At 70.9% G+C, this 17,181-nt stretch carries 16 protein-coding genes; 12 read left to right on the top strand and 4 right to left on the bottom strand.

Annotated features, from left to right (window positions below):
- Window positions 1-3: 3 nt before the first annotated feature.
- From ACLZN2_RS19455 to ACLZN2_RS19445, 3 genes are all read right to left on the bottom strand, one after another.
- Window positions 4-525, bottom strand: a complete 522-nt coding sequence (locus ACLZN2_RS19455) for a phage tail protein (protein ID WP_416979756.1) — start codon at window positions 523-525, stop codon at window positions 4-6.
- A 10-nt stretch (window positions 526-535) separates the two neighbouring features.
- On the bottom strand, window positions 536-2,338 hold the full coding sequence (locus tag ACLZN2_RS19450; RefSeq protein WP_416979755.1) for a phage tail sheath family protein: 1,803 nt from the start codon (window positions 2,336-2,338) through the stop codon (window positions 536-538).
- A gap of 493 nt (window positions 2,339-2,831) precedes the next feature.
- Window positions 2,832-3,542: a FadR/GntR family transcriptional regulator gene (locus ACLZN2_RS19445; RefSeq protein WP_416979754.1), complete on the bottom strand. Its 711-nt coding sequence runs from the start codon at window positions 3,540-3,542 to the stop codon at window positions 2,832-2,834.
- 258 nt (window positions 3,543-3,800) lie between these two features.
- Here ACLZN2_RS19445 and ACLZN2_RS19440 point away from each other — a divergent pair, with 258 nt between their 5' ends.
- The 11 genes from ACLZN2_RS19440 to rraA (ACLZN2_RS19390) all read left to right on the top strand — a co-directional run bounded on the left by ACLZN2_RS19440 (window position 3,801) and on the right by rraA (ACLZN2_RS19390) (window position 15,283).
- The gene (locus ACLZN2_RS19440; RefSeq protein WP_416979753.1) at window positions 3,801-4,973 is read left to right on the top strand and encodes an ABC transporter substrate-binding protein; all 1,173 of its coding nucleotides are present in this window, start codon (window positions 3,801-3,803) and stop codon (window positions 4,971-4,973) included.
- Window positions 4,974-5,023: 50 nt separating this feature from the next.
- A complete protein-coding gene (locus ACLZN2_RS19435) occupies window positions 5,024-6,799 on the top strand; it encodes an ABC transporter permease (protein WP_416979752.1) in 1,776 nt (591 codons plus the stop codon).
- The gene (locus tag ACLZN2_RS19430; protein ID WP_416979751.1) at window positions 6,792-7,886 is read left to right on the top strand and encodes an ABC transporter ATP-binding protein; all 1,095 of its coding nucleotides are present in this window, start codon (window positions 6,792-6,794) and stop codon (window positions 7,884-7,886) included. The genes ACLZN2_RS19435 and ACLZN2_RS19430 overlap by 8 nt, the downstream gene beginning before the upstream one ends.
- A 45-nt stretch (window positions 7,887-7,931) precedes the next feature.
- Window positions 7,932-9,143, top strand: a complete 1,212-nt coding sequence (locus ACLZN2_RS19425; RefSeq protein ID WP_416979750.1) for an MBL fold metallo-hydrolase — start codon at window positions 7,932-7,934, stop codon at window positions 9,141-9,143.
- A gap of 72 nt (window positions 9,144-9,215) precedes the next feature.
- Window positions 9,216-9,845, top strand: coding sequence for a TetR/AcrR family transcriptional regulator (locus ACLZN2_RS19420; RefSeq protein ID WP_416979749.1), 630 nt, complete (start codon window positions 9,216-9,218; stop codon window positions 9,843-9,845).
- 201 nt (window positions 9,846-10,046) lie between these two features.
- Entirely contained in the window at window positions 10,047-10,745 is a 699-nt protein-coding gene (locus tag ACLZN2_RS19415) for an aspartate/glutamate racemase family protein (RefSeq protein WP_416979748.1), read from the top strand.
- Complete coding sequence (locus ACLZN2_RS19410) at window positions 10,742-11,590, top strand: sugar phosphate isomerase/epimerase family protein (RefSeq protein WP_416979747.1); 849 nt, start codon at window positions 10,742-10,744, stop codon at window positions 11,588-11,590. The genes ACLZN2_RS19415 and ACLZN2_RS19410 overlap by 4 nt, the downstream gene beginning before the upstream one ends.
- Window positions 11,591-11,631: 41 nt before the next feature.
- A complete protein-coding gene (locus ACLZN2_RS19405; RefSeq protein WP_416979746.1) occupies window positions 11,632-12,714 on the top strand; it encodes an isocitrate/isopropylmalate dehydrogenase family protein in 1,083 nt (360 codons plus the stop codon).
- Between the two features lie 108 nt (window positions 12,715-12,822).
- On the top strand, window positions 12,823-14,085 hold the full coding sequence (gene otnK / locus ACLZN2_RS19400; RefSeq protein WP_416979745.1) for a 3-oxo-tetronate kinase: 1,263 nt from the start codon (window positions 12,823-12,825) through the stop codon (window positions 14,083-14,085).
- Window positions 14,082-14,744, top strand: coding sequence for a 3-oxo-tetronate 4-phosphate decarboxylase (otnC, locus tag ACLZN2_RS19395; protein ID WP_416979744.1), 663 nt, complete (start codon window positions 14,082-14,084; stop codon window positions 14,742-14,744). The genes otnK and otnC overlap by 4 nt, the downstream gene beginning before the upstream one ends.
- On the top strand, window positions 14,741-15,283 hold the full coding sequence (gene rraA, locus ACLZN2_RS19390) for a ribonuclease E activity regulator RraA (protein WP_416979743.1): 543 nt from the start codon (window positions 14,741-14,743) through the stop codon (window positions 15,281-15,283). The genes otnC and rraA (ACLZN2_RS19390) overlap by 4 nt, the downstream gene beginning before the upstream one ends.
- On the opposite strand, the gene rraA (ACLZN2_RS19385) is transcribed toward rraA (ACLZN2_RS19390), so the two are convergent.
- Complete coding sequence (gene rraA / locus ACLZN2_RS19385) at window positions 15,280-15,780, bottom strand: ribonuclease E activity regulator RraA (RefSeq protein WP_416979742.1); 501 nt, start codon at window positions 15,778-15,780, stop codon at window positions 15,280-15,282. The genes rraA (ACLZN2_RS19390) and rraA (ACLZN2_RS19385) overlap by 4 nt on opposite strands.
- A 190-nt stretch (window positions 15,781-15,970) precedes the next feature.
- On the opposite strand from rraA (ACLZN2_RS19385), the gene ACLZN2_RS19380 reads away from it, so the two are divergent.
- Window positions 15,971-17,143, top strand: a complete 1,173-nt coding sequence (locus ACLZN2_RS19380; RefSeq protein WP_416979741.1) for a lactonase family protein — start codon at window positions 15,971-15,973, stop codon at window positions 17,141-17,143.
- Window positions 17,144-17,181 lie beyond the last annotated feature (38 nt).

Here is a 17,181-nt window from a genome sequence, read left to right as displayed (position 1 = left end):
CCCTTACGGAATCTGGTACGACGGCTCGTCCGGCTCGGCGACCTCCAGGTCCCGCTCCCAGCCCTCGCACTCGAGCTTCAGGTGCTGGATCGCGACCGCGTTCGCGTTCGCGTCCATCTCGCCGAGCACCTGGTACTCCGACGGGAACGCCCGGTACACCTTGTAGGCGAGCGCCACCTGCCCGGCCTCGTTGAGGACCTGGATCACGATGTCCTTGCGGAAGTCCTTCAGCGAGGACTCGCTGCCGAGGCCCTGGCCGACCATCCAGACCTTGTTCGCCCAGCGGTCGAACTCGGGGTCGTGGGTGACGCCGCGTTCGATCGTGATCGCCTCGAACTCGGTCCGGCCGGCGGATTTCCTCGGTGAGCTGGGATCTCCGCCGTTACGGTGCTTGATCACCTCGGTCGTTCTTTTCAGCGGGCTGATCTTGCTGCACCCGGCGACGGTCTTGCCGTCCCAGAGGACCAGGAACTTGAAGTTCTTGTAAGGGTCGAACCGCTGCGCGTTGACAGTGAATTCTGCCATTTTGAATTCCTCACACCTCGATCCGGCCGGCCATCTGCTCGATCTTCACCACGACGAACTCGGCCGGCTTCAGCGGCGCGAAACCGACGATCACATTGACGATTCCGCGGTTGATGTCGTCCTGGGTCGTGGTGTCCTTGTCGCACTTCACGAAGTAGGCCTCGCGCGACGACGTGCCCTGGAACGCGCCCTGGGTGAACAGGGTGTGCAGGAAGGCGCCGACGTTCAGCCGGATCTGGCCCCACAGCGGCTCGTCGTTGGGCTCGAACACCACCCACTTCAGGCCCCGGTACAGGCTCTCCTCGAGCATGAACGCCAGTCGCCGGACGGGGACGTACTTCCACTCCGAGGTGAGCGCGTCCGCGCCGAGGAGGGTGCGCGCGCCCCAGATCACCGGGCCGACGATGGGGAAGCTCCGCAGGCAGTTCACGCCGAGCGGGTTGAGCAGGCCGTTCTCCGCGTCGGACATCTTCACGCTCATCGCGCGCACGCCGGTCAGCCGTACGTCGGTGCCGGCCGGCGCCTTCCACACGCCGCGCTCCGCGTCGGTCCTGGCCATCAGCCCGGCGACCGCTCCCGACGGCGGGAACGTGCGCAGCCGTCCGGTGAGCGGGTCGGTCATCGTGATGTGCGGGAAGTACAGCGCCGCGTGGTCGCTGCGGACCGCGTCGTACGCCGGCAGCCCGGCGCGGGCCTGCTCGATGGTGGTCCACTCCGGCGGGCTGTCGACGATCAGCAGCATCCGCTTGTCCTCGCAGAGCTCCTCCGCGGTGGCGATCACGCCGATCGCGTCACCCGCGTAGTCCGGCCCGGCCAGGTCGGGAAGGCAGAGCAGGTTGACGTCCTGCACCTCACGCAGCGCCTGGATGCCGGTCTTGTCGGCCTCGCTGCCGCGGAACTCGGCGTCTGTCGGCGGGTCGCCGTCGTCGCCGCCCGCCAACGCGTAGGCGGTCGGGTGCGCCGTGATCAGGCCGAGCGCGTTCGCCACCTCGCCGGTGAGCGTCATCGTGGCACCCGCCGTCCCGGCAAGCACCTGCAGCCGTTTGCCGGCCACGTCGACGTCCGCTCTGGTGAAGGCCCGGTGGGGCGACGCCGCTCGCAGCCTGCGCTCCAGCAGCAGGCCGAGTTCGGTCAGCGACGCGGGCTTGGTGTCGGCGGCGGTGTAGAGCGTGATCTCGACCGGTTCGACGCCCTCGACGGTCGCGGTGAGCTTTTTGTCCGCGAGGTCCGGCAGCGGGTCGACCGGTGCCGAGACCGTACCGGAGAAGTCCGGCACCGCGTCACCGGTCGCCTTGGTGTCGATGTACGACGACTCGTTGACGACCGCCTCGACGAAGCGCGGCGCGTCGGGGCTCATCGACAGGTTGCGGTACCGCTCCAGCACCGCTCCGGAGGCGTCCAGCACGCGCAGGCCGAACGTGTCGTCGGTCGCGCCCGGGTCGATCGCGATCCGCAGTCCGTTGCCCCAGTCGCTGGCGTCCCGCGAGGTCACCGTCAGCGCCTTCGGCTCGCCGCCCGCCGCGATGTCCTTCGACGCCGGGGTGGCGCCCTTCGCGACCCGGACGACGACCGCGACCGAGCCGCCGGCCAGGAAGAACTGCTGCACGGCGTAGCTCAGCAGGCTCTTCGCGTCCAGGCCGCCGTACTGCCGCTCGAAGTCGGCGAAGCTGGTGATCGTCACCGCCTCGTCGATCGGCCCGCGCCGGGTCGCCCCCACGAACGCCGTCACCGACGTCGTCACCGCGGTGATCGTGCGGACCGCGCTCGGTAGCTCCTCGATGTAAACACCGGGATACGAGACGGACGTCGCCATACCCCCTCCATTCCCCTTGGCGATACTGCCCTTTGTGTTTTAGGCATGGAGGCACGCAGTGTCGCCCCCAGGCAATGCGGTGAAAAATCGCAAGTGAATACGCGAATCAGCAGCACGTACGGCGTGCACTCTGCGGCACGCAGACGCAATGGAAGCGATGCTCAGAAGAAAGTTTCCCCTGCCCCGTGCCCCTCCCCCGAGAGATTTCGGCTGACCTATATCAGCCGACACCATAAGTAACATGCACACAGCGTCAGGGTCAACCACTCATGGTAATTTTCCGTGATTAGCCATCACGGATCTACACAACTATCCGACAACCCGACTTTATAAAGAATCGCGATCTTGACCTGGATTCGTCAGCGGGGTCCGGCCTCCGATCGGCCCCCGATTCGGTCCGGCGGCTCACCAAGCCCCCGCCAGGTCCCGTCGCCCGGCATACATCAACCGGTAAACCGGTGCGCATCACCTCTCCGAGACCTGCGCCCGCCCCTCACACCCGCCCGAGATTCGCCCGCAGCCGCCGGGTCGCCGAGTCCATGTGCGCGTGCATAGCGGCCCGCGCCCCCTTGGCGTCCTTGGCGGCCACGGCCCTGAGCACCGCCTCGTGCTCGGCGAGCTTCCCCTCCCCCGGCCTGCGGATGTTCTGCTTGATCCACACGGCGACCAAGGACTCCAGCCGGGCCTGGAAACCCGACAGGGCGTTGTTGTGCGAGGCCTGGGCCAGGGCGCGGTGGAAGGCGAGGTCGGCGACGATGTACCGGTCCGGGTCGTCATGGGCGGCCCGCATGCGCGCGAGGTGGGACTCCAGGGCCGTGAGGTCGTTGTCGGTCCGGCGCAGGGCGGCCAGCTCCGCCAGGTCCACCTCCACACAGGCCCGCGCCTCCAGGAGCTCGTCCATGGTGTGGTCGCCGATCATCAGGCCCCACTCCAGGACCTGCGGCAACAGATCCGAGGTGGCCGCCCGGACATAGGTGCCGTCGCCCTGGCGAATCTCCAACAACCCCAGCAGCGACAGGGACTTGAGCGCCTCACGGACGGCCGAGCGGCCCACGCCGAAGGTCTCCACGAGTTCCCGTTCCGGGGGCAGCCGGTCGCCGGCCCGCAGGCGGCGCGATGTCAGCAGGTGGTCGAGCAGGCGGCGGGCCACCTCCACCGCCGGAGCGGTCGGTTCCTCCCGCTCGATCCGCGTCAGCCCGGCCATGGCACAGCCTCCCTGTTCGCTCGTTCGACGGTACGGCCGTGCCGTCGCACACAGCGACAAGGTAGCGCTCGCGGTCCTCCGACCTGAAAGAGAATGCGCCTCGAATGGTTGACAGGTTTACCGGTTGAGGTACATCGTCGTCGCATCTGAACGGGAGCAGAACCGGCACCGACCCCCACCGGCCGAAGAGCGGCCGACAGGGCCGGTGCTCTCGACGCAGTCGACAGCGCCGTCGCGCCACACACGAGAAGAGCCCCCATGTTTTCCACCCGTTTCGGGCCCGGAGCCGCACCGGCCCCCGATCGCCGGCCGTCCCGCCGCCGCGTGCTGCGGGGCGCCGCCGCCCTCGGAGCACTCACCGCCGCCGGCGGCACGCTCGCCGGTTGCACCGGCACCAACGCGAACGCCGCGGCCCGGACCAACCCGGGCTACTACCCGGACTCGTACGAGAAGCTCGTTGACGCCTCGCGCCGGGAGCGCAAGCTCCTGATCTACTCGAACACCTCGCAGACCGCCTGGCAGCCGATCTTCGACGCCTTCACGGACCACTACCCGTGGCTGTCCGACCTCCGCGCCACCAACCTGGGCAGCTCCGCGGTCTACGAGCGCTACTACAGCGAGGCGGCCACCGGCGGCTCCTCCGCCGACCTGCTGGTCTCCAACGGCGGCCCCCTCTGGGCCGACTACGCCACCCGGAAGATCGCCTCCGACTACCGCTCCCCGGAGTCGGACCACCTCCCCGACTGGGCCGAGATGCTGCCCGGCGTCTGGGTCTTCTCCACCGACCCCGTGGTCGTCCTCTACAACCGCAAGACCCTCGACGAGTCCCAGTACCCGAAGGGCCTCGTCTCCCTGGCGGGGATCGCGGAGGCCAAACCGTCCCGTTTCCGCGGCAAGTTCGGTGTGTACGACCCGACCAACGCCTTCGGCTACTCCAGCAACCAGGGCTACACGGCGAGTGTCCCGGACGGCTGGGAGACCTTCGGGCGCGTGCTGCCCTTCGCCCGCGCCGACCATTCCTCGGGCACGCTCGTGGAGAAGGTGGTCTCCGGCGAGTACGACGCCTCGTTCAACCTCAGCGGCGGTGTCGCCATCCCCGCCGCCGAGGGCAGCGGCGGTCTGCTGGGCTGGTCGTACTGCGCGGAGGGCACGGTGGTCGTCCCGCGGGCCGCATCCGTCGTGAAGACCGCCCCGCACGCCAACGCCGCACGCCTGTTCGTCGACTTCCTGCTCTCCGCCGAGGGCCAGGCCGCGGTCGCCAAGGGCGGCCTGACGCCGTTCCGTGAGGACGTGGAACAGAACGACACCGACAGTCTCCAGGACATCCGGCGCAAGGTCGGTGACGACCTCGTCCACCTCTACCACTACACCGAGGTGCCGGAGGACACCCAGGACAAGTACGTCGAGCGCTGGGAGAAGGCCATGGGCTGAGGCCCACCTCCCCTCAACCCCCGTAGGAATCACGCACGTACGGAGTCGCCATGGCCACCCAGACACCTCCGGCGCCCGCCGAGCCGCGCACCCTGCGCGCCGGCGAGCTCGGCACACCGCAGTACCGGCGCCTGTTCGGCGCGGGACGTGAAGTCACCATCCACTGGATGACGTTCCTCGTCACCGTCGTCCTCGTCCTCGCCCCGGTCGTCCCGATCCTCTACCAGTCGGTCCGCAACCAGCCGCTGTACGCGGCGGGCGGCGCCTTCACCCTGTCGAACTACGTGCACCTCTTCACCGAGGCCGAGTTCGGCACGATCATCCTCAACACGCTCTACTTCGCGCTCCTCACGACCGTGTTCGCCCTCGCCATCGCCGTCCCCATGGCGATCCTGCTGCAACGGACCCGCTTCCCCGCGGCGCGGCTGTTCGGGCAGGTGCTGCGCTGGCCGATCTACATCTCCCCGCTGGTCCTCGCCTTCGGCTGGATCCTCGTCTACGGCCCGGCGGGCTTCCTCACCACCGCGCTGCGCGAGGGCCTCGGCTGGGTGCCGTGGGACCTCTACACCCTGCCCGGCATGGCGTTCGTCGAGGCCGTCGCCCAGATCCCGGTGGCGTACCTGTTCTGTGCCAACGCCCTGGCCGCGTCGGACACTTCGCTGGAGAACGCGGCCCGCACCGTCGGCGCCGGCCCGATCCGCATCCTGCGCTCCATCGTCGTACCGATGCTGCGCCCGCCCATGCTCTACGCCGGACTGCTGATCTTCGGCACGGCCGTCGAGACCCTCTCCATCCCCCTGATCCTCGGTGAGCCCGCCGAGATCACCCTGTTCTCCAGCTTCCTGTACGAGCAGGGCATCGACTCGGTCAGCCCCGACTACGGCCTTCTCGGCGCCGCTTCCACTCTCATCCTGGTGTCCACGATCGGCCTCGTGGTGTTCCAGTCGCGGCTGCTGAGGCACGCGCAGCGGTTCGTGTCGGTGCGCGGCAAGGCGACCCGCTCGAACCTGCTCGACATCGGCGGCTGGAAGTGGCTCGGCTTCGCGTTCGTCGGCGTCTACGTCGTCTTCGGCGCGCTGCTGCCGATGATCGCCCTGGTCCTGCGAGCGTTCACCTCGCTGCTCACCCCGCTGGTCAACCCGCTGGACCTGCTCACCCTCGACAACTTCCGGCTGATCTTCTCCTATGCGCCCTACACCGAGTCGATCACCAACAGCATCACGGTGGCGCTCATCGGTTCCGTCGCGGTCACCCTGTTCGGCACGGTCGTGGTCCTGGTGGCGCGCCGCTCGAACTTCCGTCCGGCGCGGCTGCTGGAGACCGCCGCCCAGTCCCCGCACGCCGTGCCCGGACTGATCATCGGCATCGGCTTCTTCTGGGCCTTCGCCTGGATGCCCGGCGGGGACGCGGTCCGCGGCACACTGTTCGCCCTGGTCATCGCCTTCGGCGTACGCGCCCTGCCGTCCGCGTACGGCGCGATCTCCCCGGCGACGATGCAGCTGGGCGCCGAGCTGGACAACGCCGCCCGGGTCGCGGGCGCCGACTGGTGGCGCACCGTCTCCCGGATCCTCGCCCGCCTCCTGGTGCCCGCGATGCTCGCCTCGTTCCTGCTCATCTGGACACAGATGATCCGCGAGTACGCGCCCGCCATGTTCCTCGCCGGGGCCGAGTCCCAGGTCATCGGAACCACCGCCATCGACCTGTGGACCCAGGGCGAGACCGGCTCCGTCGCCGCCCTCGCCACCCTCCAGATCACCGTCACCGCCGTCGTCGCCGGCCTCGCCGGACTCCTGCTCCAGGGCAGGAAGGAGAAGAACAATGCCTGAGCTGGTCGTAGAGAACCTCAAGAAGTCCTTCGGCGGAAACGGCGTACTGGAGGACATCAACTTCACCGTCGCGGACGGTGAGTTCTTCACTTTGCTGGGCCCGTCGGGCTGCGGCAAGTCCACGACGCTGTCCTGTGTCGCGGGCCTGGAGAACCCGGACGCCGGCACCATCCGTGTGGGCGACCGTGTCTTCTTCGACGGCGACCCCCGCAACACGGTCCCGCCGGAGGCCCGCAACCTCGGTCTGGTCTTCCAGTCGTACGCGCTGTGGCCCCACATGACGATCGCCGACAACCTCGCCCTGCCGCTGAAGCTGCGCAAGGTCGCGGCGCCGGAGCAGAAGCGGCGGATCGACGAGGCCCTCGACAAGGTCGACATGCTGCACCTGCGCGACCGCTACCCGCACCAGCTCTCCGGCGGCCAGCAGCAGCGCGTGGCGCTCGCCCGCGGCATCGTCTACGCGCCGGGCGTGCTCCTGCTGGACGAGCCGCTGTCCAACCTGGACGCCAAGATGCGCGACCAGGCCCGGGTCTGGCTCAAGTCGCTCCAGCGCGAGGTCGGCATCACCACGGTCTACGTCACCCACGACCAGATCGAGGCCATGTCCCTGTCCGACCGTATCGCCGTCTTCATGCACGGCCGCCTCCAGCAGGTCGGAACCCCCACCGAGATCTACGAGACGCCGGCCACCCCGGAGGTCGCGGGCTTCATCGGCCGCTGCAACCTGCTGGAGGGCCGGATCGACGAGGGCCCGTCCGACGGCGGGACCGTCCGGGTCGAACTCGGCTCCACCGGCCAGCACCTGAAGGTCCTGCGCAAGGACGGCGTCCGCGAGGGCCAGAGCGCGACCGTCGGCCTGCGCTCCGAGCGCATCACGCTCGCCGGCCGCGCGGACGTGGCCGGCGACGGCGTCAACGTCCTGCGGGCGAAGATCAAGCAGTGCTCCTACACCGGCGCCCGCTTCGAGTACCAGCTCACCGTCGGCGATCTCGACGTCACCGCCGAGAGCCCGCTCCGGCACGAGGGCGAGGAGATCAACCTGCTGATCCGGCCCGAGGACTGCCTGCTGTACCCGGCAACTGTCTGAACCTCACGGTCACTTCGCCACACATTCGACACGCAGGAGGAACGGATGACACCCACCAGGCGGGAGTTCGGCACCTTAGTCCTGGCCGGGGCGGGCGCGACGGCACTGCCGTCCGCCCTGCTCGCGCCAGCGGGAACGGCGGCGGCACAGCCCGCCGCCGCCCCGGCGGCGGCCGACGTGCCGTGGGGCGGCCCCCTGGAACCGGACAGACCGCTCGCCAAGGCCTACGCCGACTCGGCCAGAGCCCTTTCGCAGGTGGACGACAACCCCGTCATCCGCTGGCAGTACCGCGTCTGGTGCGAGACCGGCTACCGCAGCCCGGGCAGCGCGGGCACCGGGCAGCCCGTGGACCGGCTCACCGACCCGGCCGTCGACCTGGTCTCCCCCAAGGGCTTCTTCTACAAGGAGTACGCCCGCCCCATGCCCGCGGGAGGAGTCCGGTTCCTGGACAACGCCTGGTACTTCGGCACCGATTACCTCGGACTGGTGATCGTCCGCACGCCGGGCGACGGCCTGGTCATGCTCGACGCGCTCACCACGCCGGACGACATGCGCACCCAGTTCCTCGACCAGGCCGCCGCGGCGGGGCTCGACCCCCGCGACATCCGCTACGTCTTCCTCGGCCACGCCCATCCCGACCACGTCGGCGGCGCGAACCTCATCAGGCGCGCGTACGCGCCCCGGGCCACATTCGTGATGGGGCAGCCGGACGCCGCGGTCGTCGCGGCGCAACGGGCCGATCTGAAGAAGCGCCGGGACGAGTACACCGACGAGGAGTACCGCGCCCGGCTCGCCCGTCTCCCGGACCGGATCGACATCGAGGTCGAGGCGTATCCGGGCCACACCGTCGGCATGAAGCGCATCCGGATCGGCCGCCGCGCGACGGCCGTCGCCATGCTCGCCCCCGGGCACACCGTCGGCCAGATGCACGTCATCGTGCCCGTCGTCCACCAGGGCGAGACCCACAGGCTCCTGGTGTGGAGCGGCAACGACAACATCGAGGCGGCGTCCCAGTACGCCGTCTCGGCCGACTTCGTCCAGGGCCTGGCCGGCCAGGAGGGCGCGGACGTCTTCCTCAACACCCACGCCTACCAGGGCGCCGCCTACAGCCACCTGCGTGCGTTGAAGGCCGACCCGTCGGCTGCCAACCCCCTGCTGATGGGCCGCGCGGGGGTGCAGCGCCAGCTCGAGATCTTCGGCAACGCCCACCGCGCGCTCGCACAACGCCTCGTCGACGGGACGTGGAAGGCGATGTGACCGGACATCGTCCGTCCTGATCGGAAGGTGCGACCATGGAGGCCGGACGGACACCACCAGGAGGAACACCGGATGCGGGCCGACGCGCAACGCAACGCCGAGAAACTGCGGTCAGCCGCCGCCGAACTCTTCCGCGAACGCGGCCTCCAGGCCCCCCTGAAGGAGATCGCCCGCCGGGCCGGGGTGAGCCACGGCACTCTCTACAACCTCTTCGGCAGCCGCGAGGCACTCATCGACGAGGTGGTCGCCGACCTGGCGGCGACCAGTCTGCGTGAGGCCGCCGAACAGGCCCTGGCGTACGACGACGCCTGGGACGGCTTCGCGTTCTACGTCGAGCGGCTCTGCGAGCTGCAGGCCACCGACCCCGCGATCGGGGACGTGGTCTCCGGCCGTTACCCGGGCGCGGCCCGGCTGATGGCCGTCTGCGAGCACTCCTTCGCCTACACCGTGCGCGTCATCGAGCGCGCCCACCGGGCCGGCACCCTGCGCCCCGACTTCACCCCCGAGGACCTGCTGCTCGTCCTCGGCGCCAACGCGCTGCTCGCCCGCGCCGCGGCGGGGCTCGCCCCCGAGGTCTGGCGCCGCGGTGTCGCCTTCACCCTGGACGGCCTGCGCACGGAGGCCGCCCACACACTCCCCGCCGACCCGCCGACCTCTCAGCAGATCTACGACATGATGAGCAACCTCAGCGGCACACGGTGACGTGCCCGGCCGCGACGCACCGAGGCCCTGCCCCGCGACACACGCGAGGCAGGGCCTTTCCTTATCCGGCCACCATGTCAACACCGAGACGATCCGAGTTCAACCGGTTGACCGGTTGACCGAATCTCTCTACGCTGGCGGCACGGCAGCACCCCGGCCGTCAGCCCGGCTCCCCGCCTACCGGAAGAGGAAGAAGCCCCGGTGATCGAGCCCCGACCCCTGGTCGCCCTGATCCACGCCGTTCCGTCCGGCGCCCGTATCGCACAGCAGGCGTTCGCCGGCGACTTCCCCGAGGCCCGCGTCTGGAACATCCTCGACGACCGCCTCCTGGACGACGCCCGTGACGTCGGCGGCCTCGACGACGCGCTGCGCCGCCGTATGCTCCGTCTGATCTGTCACGTCATGGAGACCGGCGTCCAGGGCCTGCTGCTGACCTGTTCGTCGTACGGCGAGGTGGTGGACACCGCCCGCAGCCTGTGGAACGTGCCGATCCTGAAGTCCGACGAGGCGATGTTCAAGGACGCGCTGGCCGCCCAGTACGACCGGATCGCGGTCGTGGCCTCCACTCCCCCGGCCGTCCCGGCCGCCGTCGCCCAGCTCCACGCGCTCGTCCCGGTCCTGCGCGAGGGCCGCCCGGTGGAGATCACCACCGCGCTCAGCGAGGCCGCCGCACTGGCGGACACCCCCGAGGCGGTCGCCGGCCATCTCGCCGACGCCCTGCGCGCGGGCGGCGAGTCGCCCCAGGCTGTGCTGCTCGCCCAGTACTCACTGACCCCGGCCCGCGACGCCCTCGCCGAGTTGTTGGGTCTGCCCGTGCTCGACGGGGCCGGCGCCGCCGCCCGCGAGCTGCGTGCCCAGCTCCTGGGCACGTCGGCCACGTCCGAGGCGGCGCTGTCATGACCGCCCCGCCGCCCTGGCCCCTGCCCTGGCCGCTGGCCTACACCGTCTCCTCCGACGACTGCCGAACCCCGATGCCTCTGGGCTACCAGGCGTCGTTCGCCGAAGCCGCCGAGAGTCTGGCCGAACTCGGCTACACCGGCCTGGAGGTACAAGTTCGGGAGGTGACCGAGAAGGACGCCCCCGCGCTGACGACGGTGGCTGAAGCTGCGGGACTGCAGATCGTGGCCATCGGCACCGGCCCCGTCGCCGCCCAGGACCGTCTCACCCTCACCGACCCGGCGCCGGACGTACGCCGGCACGCGCTGGACCGGCTGCTGGGCGCGGCCCGTCTGGCCGGAGCGCTCGGCGTGCCGCTCACGCTCGGCCAGGCCCGCGGCACGTTCCTGCCCGGCCTGGAGAGCATGCAGCTGAGCTGGGCCGAACGTGCCGTACAGCGCCTGGCCGAAGAGGTCCGCACCCTCGGCGGCCGGCTGCTCCTGGAGCCGCAGCGCCGCGAGACCACGTCGCTGTGGAACACACCCGAGGAGGCCCTGGCCTTCGCCGCCACGCTCGATGCCCGCACCAGCCTGGTGCTGGACACCTTCCACCTGGAAGCCGAGAGCGTCGACGTCCTGGAAGCGGTCCGCGCCCACGCCACGGTCACCGGGTGCGTACAGCTCGCCGCCGCGTCCGGCCGCGCTCCGCTGAGCACGGGCGACCATCGTCTCCCCGGTCTGCTGAGCGGTCTGCGCCAGGCCGGCTTCACCGGCTGGCTGACCCTGGAGCACACCCAGGAGGGTGACAGCCGCAAGGCCGCCGCCCGCTCCTGGACCGCGCTCCACGGCGCCGCCACCACCCTGACCTGACCGACTCCCGCCCCGACCCGACCGAAAGAGGAACCCGCATCATGAGCACCACCTACCGTCTTGGTGTCCTGGAAGGCGACGGCATCGGCCCGGAGATCGTGCCGTCGTCCGTGGAGATCGCCACGGCCGCCGCGCAGGCCGCCGGGGTGAGCATCGACTGGGTCACGCTCCCGCTGGGCGCCGCCGCCATCGAGACGCACGGCACCCCGGTCCCGGACGAGACCAAGCAGGCCCTGGCCGATCTGGACGGCTGGTACCTCGGCCCGCACGACTCCGTCAGCTACCCCGAGCCGCACAAGTCGGCCCTCAACCCCTCGGGCACCCTGCGCAAGCACTTCCAGCTGTTCGCCAACATCCGCCCGGCGAAGTCATTCCCCGGCGCCCGGGCCATCTGCGGCAACGCGGACCTGGTCATCGTCCGCGAGAACACCGAGGGCTTCTACGCCGACCGCAACACCTACGCCGGCACCGGCGAGTTCATGCCGACCCCGGACACCGCGATCATGCTCGGCATCATCACCCGCCAGGCCACCGAACGCGTCGCCCGCGTCGCCTTCGACCTGGCCCGCTCGCGCCGCAAGAAGCTCACCATCGTCCACAAGGCCAATGTCCTCAAGCTGACGACCGGTCTGTTCCGTACCGTCTGCCAGGAAGTCGCCGCCGAGTACCCCGACGTCACCGTCGACGACTTCCACATCGACGCCATGACCGTCCATCTGGTCCGCCGCGCCCAGGACTTCGACGTCATCGTCACCGAGAACATGTTCGGCGACATCCTCTCCGACCTCGCCGGCGAGATCTCCGGCTCGCTGGGCACCGCACCCTCCATCAACGCCTCCGCCACCACCGCCATGGCCCAGGCCTCCCACGGCTCCGCCCCCGACATCGCCGGCCAGAACATCGCCAACCCCGTCGCCATGATCCTCTCCGGCGCCATGCTCTTCGAATGGCTCGCCGCCCAGCACAACGACCCCGCCCTGGCCACCGTCGCCAAGACCATCGAACAGGGCGTCGCCGCCGCCATCGCCTCCGGCACCTCCACCCGCGACCTCGGCGGCACCGCCACCACCACCGAGTTCACCACAGCCGTCATCAAAGCCATCCAGAACACCACGCAAAACTGACCCCGGGTCCGGTATCGCAGAACGTCCCGGCTTCCGCCGCCGGACGCGCTCCCCCCGTCCGGTGGCGGGCCCCGCACGACCCCCGAACCCCTCCGAGGAGAACCCCCGATGCCCCTGCGCCTGGGCTGCACAGCCGACGACTTCACCGGCGGCACCGATGTCGCCGCCGCCTTCCGGCGCGCCGGGCTGCGCACCGCCCTGGTCTTCGGCGTCCCCGGCCCCGACACCGTCCTGCCCGCCGACTGCGACGCGGCCGTGGTCGCGCTGAAGTCCCGCTCCACCCCCGCCGAGCAGGCGATCGCCGACTCCCTGGGCGCCCAGCGCTGGCTCTGGGACCAGGGTGCCGCACAGATCTACTTCAAGTACTGCTCCACCTTCGACTCCACCCCCGAGGGCAACATCGGCCAGGTCACCGACGCGCTCCTGGACGGCGCCGGCGCCCGCGTCACCGTCCACTGCCCGGCCTCGCCGCCCAACGGCCGTACCGTCTACCAGGGGCACCTCTTCGTCCACGACCAGCTGCTGTCCGACTCACCGCTGCGCCACCACCCGCTCAACCCGATGACGGACTCCTCGCTGCCGCGCCTGCTGTCCGCACAGACCTCCCACGGCGTCGGTCTGGTCGACTGGTCCACCGTCCGGCGCGGAGTGGAAGCCGTCCGCGAGGCCCTGGCCGCCCACGAGCGCGCGGGCACCCGGCATGTGATCGTCGACGCCCTCACCGACGACGACCTCGCCACGGTGGGTGCCGCCGCCCTCGAACTCCCCGTGGTGGCGGGAGCGGCGGGCCTGGCCGAGGGACTGGGACACGCCTGTCCCGCCACCGCGCACAGCACCCCGGAACCCCAGCCCCTCGACGGCCGTGCCGCCGTCCTGGCCGGCAGCTGCTCGGCCCGCACCCTGGAGCAGATCGCCCAGTTCTACGCGGCGGGCCTGCCCGCCCTCCACCTCGACGTCCTCGCGGCCGCCGCCGGACGCGATGTCGCGGGTGCGGCGCTGGCCTGGTACGACGCACAGGACCCGGCCCTGCCCGTCCTCGTCTACGCCTCCGCCTCGCCGGAGGAACTGGCCGCCGTTCAGGACCGGTTGGGCGTTGCCGCGGCCGCCGCCCAGGTCGAGGACCTCCTCGGCTCCCTCGCCGTGCGGTTCGTCGACCGCGGTGTACGGCGACTGCTGGTCGCGGGCGGCGAAACCTCCGGCGCGGTCACCACCGCCCTCGGCATCCGCAGCGTCCTGGTCGGTGACGAGGCCGACCCCGGCGTCCCGTGGACGTACGCCACGACCAGGACGGGCGACCTCGCCCTGATGCTCAAGTCCGGCAACTTCGGCGCCCCCGACCTCTTCGTGCGCGCCCTGTCGGAGCCCAAGTGAGCGCCGACAGCGACGAGTCGGCGGCCCGCGCCGTCGTCGTCGCCACCGCACGGTCCCTCTTCGAGCGCGGGCTGACCCACGGCTCCACCGGCAACCTCTCCGTCCGCCTCGCCGACGGCACGCTGCTGCTCACGCCGACCGGCTCCAGTCTGGGCACCGTCACCGAGGCCGAGCTGTCCCGCACGGACGTGGACGGCCGCCGTCTCGACGGCCCGAAGCCCACCAAGGAGGCGTTCCTGCACGCCGCCTTCTACCGCGCCCGCCCCACCGCGCACGCCGTGGTCCATCTGCACTCCACCTACGCCGCCGCACTCTCCGTCCGCGCCGACGTGGACCCCGAGGACGTGCTGCCGCCACTGACCGCGTACTACGCGATGCGCGTCGGCACCCTCCCCCTGCTCCCGTACCACGCCCCCGGCGACACGGGTCTGGAGGCCCTCGCCGAGCGGACCGCACGCACCCACCACGCCGTCCTGCTCGCCAACCACGGCCCCGTCATCGCCGCGGCCACCCTGCAGCAGGCCGCCGACGCGGCCGAGGAACTCGAGGAGACCGCCAAGCTGTTCTTCCTCCTCCACGGCCGTCCCACCCGCCCCCTCACCCCCGAGCAGGCTGCCGCGCTCGCGCCGACCCCACCCCGACGGCCGGAGACGGCGTGAGCGCGGCAGCCACCTTCCCGGAAGGCGATCCCCCTCCCATGCCCGAGATCCTCACCCCGGTGCCCACCGCCGACCTCGTCGACCGGTACGGCGACCAACTGCGCGTCTGCGACCTGCAGTTCCGCCAGTTCGGCGCCCACCGGTCCTTCGCCGGCACCGTCCGCACGGTCTCCTGCCACGAGGACAACGGCCTCCTCCGCGACCTGCTGCGGACCCCGGGCCACGGCAACGTCCTCGTCGTCGACGGCCAGGGGTCCCTGCGCACGGCCCTGGTCGGCGACCTCATCGCCGGGGCCGCCGAGGAGAACGGCTGGGCCGGGCTCGTCCTGCACGGGGCCGTCCGCGACTCCGCCGCCCTGGCCGGCCTGCGACTCGGCATCAAGGCGCTGGGCACCACGCCGCGCAAGAGCGGCAAGGCCGCCCAGGGCGCCGTCGACGTGCCCGTCACCATCGGCGGCCTCACGTTCCACCCGGGCGACCGGCTGCACGCCGACGACGACGGCATCGTCCTCCTCCCGCACGACCTCACGACGAGCTAGGACCCGCCCTGGCCGGCGGCCACCGGGAGCAGTACGACCCCGTCCTCGTCGGCGTGCAGGATGTCGCCCGGCGTGAAGGTGACCCCGCCGAAGGACACCGGCACGTCGACCTCACCCGCCCCTGCCTTGCCGCTCTTGCGCGGGTTGGTGCCGAGGGCCTGAACGCCGAGGGGCAGACCGGCCAGCGTCGCGGCGTCCCGGATCGCACCGTGGATCACGACGCCGGCCCAGCCGTTGGCCCGGGCCCGCTCGGCCATGAGGTCGCCGAGTAGGGCCGTACGCAGCGAGGCCCCGCCGTCGATGACGGCCACCGCGCCCTCGCCCGGCTCGCGCAGCAGGGCGTGGAAGAGGGCGTTGTCGTCGTGGCAGGAAATGGTCCGAACGGGCCCCGCGAAGGAGCGGACCGCGCCGTACGAGGTGAACTGGACGTCACAGACGCGCAGTTGGTCGCCGTACTGGTCGACGAGGTCGGCGGTGGGGACGGGAGTGGTGGACATCGCTCCTCCTGAGGGGGTGACAGGGCCATGAATCTTTTGTATCAAACTTTCGCTAGATACAATCCTCTCGCCGGATCACCCATCGAAACCGGGAGCCACCGTGACACCGTCCGCCAGCAGTTCTCCCCGTAGACCGACCACGATCGCGGCGCTCTCACGCCGTTCGGTCATCACCCTCCCGGTCGCGGCCGTGGGAGTCGCACACGCCGCCTCGACCGCCGCCGCTTCGACCGCCGCCGCCGCGACGGGCGTCCGGAGCCGAGAGCGCCTCGTGGCCTACGTCGGGTCCCGGACCACGGCCGCCCGCGAGGGCAAGGGCAAGGGCATCACGGTGTACGACGTCGGCCCCGACGACAGCTGGACCCTGCTGCAGACCGTCGAGCTGGACAATCCGACGTTCCTGGCCACCGACCGCACCCGGCGCTTCCTGTACGCGGTGCACGGCGACTTCACCTACGTCAGCGCCTACCGCGTCGACCCCGGAAGCGGGCGGCTGACCGCCCTGGGCCGGCAGGAGACCGGCGGCAAGAATCCCGTGCACCTCGCCGTGGATCCCTCGAACCGTTTCCTGGTGGTGGCCAACCACTCCTCGGGCAGCGTGGTCACCCTGCCGCTGCTGGACGACGGCCGGCTCGGCCCGGTCACCGACCTGCTGACCCTGCCGGGTGAGCCGGGCCCGTACCGCACCGAGCAGACCGGCTGCAAGCCGCACCACGTGCCCTTCTCCCCCGACGGGCGTTTCGTCGTCGTACCGGACAAGGGGCAGGACCGGATCTTCACCGTCACCCTCGACGCGGACTCCGGGAAGCTGGGCTTCGGGCCCGTCCCGTCGGTCGCGGCCCGGGAGGCCACCGGTCCCCGGCACATCGCCTTCCATCCGCGTCTGCCGTACGCCTACTCCGTCGACGAACTGCGCTCGACCGTGACCACCTACCGCTGGGACGCCCGGCGTGGCGCGCTGGAACCGCTGCAGATCCTCGCCAGTACCGCGCCGACGACGACCGGTGACAGCCGGGGCGGGGAGATCGCGGTCAGCCCGGACGGGCGGTTCGTCTACGCCTCCAACCGCGGCGGCGCCGGGGACAGTTCGCCGGGCGGGCCCGAGCCGGACACCGTCGGCGTGTTCAAGGTGTCCTCGAAGGACGGCATGCTGACGCCGGTGGAGTGGACGTCGACGCAGGGCATCCGGCCCCGGTTCTTCTGCCTCGGCGACGACGGCCGCACGCTGTACGCCGCCAACGAGCGCAGTCACACCATCGTCGCCCACGACGTCGACGGCGCGAGCGGGCGACTGCGGGCCGGCCGTGAGGTGGCGCGGACCGGCTCACCGGTGTGTGTCCTCCTCCTGCCTGTGGATTCGTAGGATGGGGCCTTGCCGACCCACCACGTGAAGAGCGCAGG

The organism is Streptomyces sp. T028, from assembly GCF_048159505.1.
In the GTDB taxonomy this organism is placed as follows: Bacteria; Actinomycetota; Actinomycetes; order Streptomycetales; family Streptomycetaceae; genus Streptomyces.
Note: the sequence above shows the minus strand (reverse complement) of the source record. Positions and strands in the feature narration are given on the sequence as shown.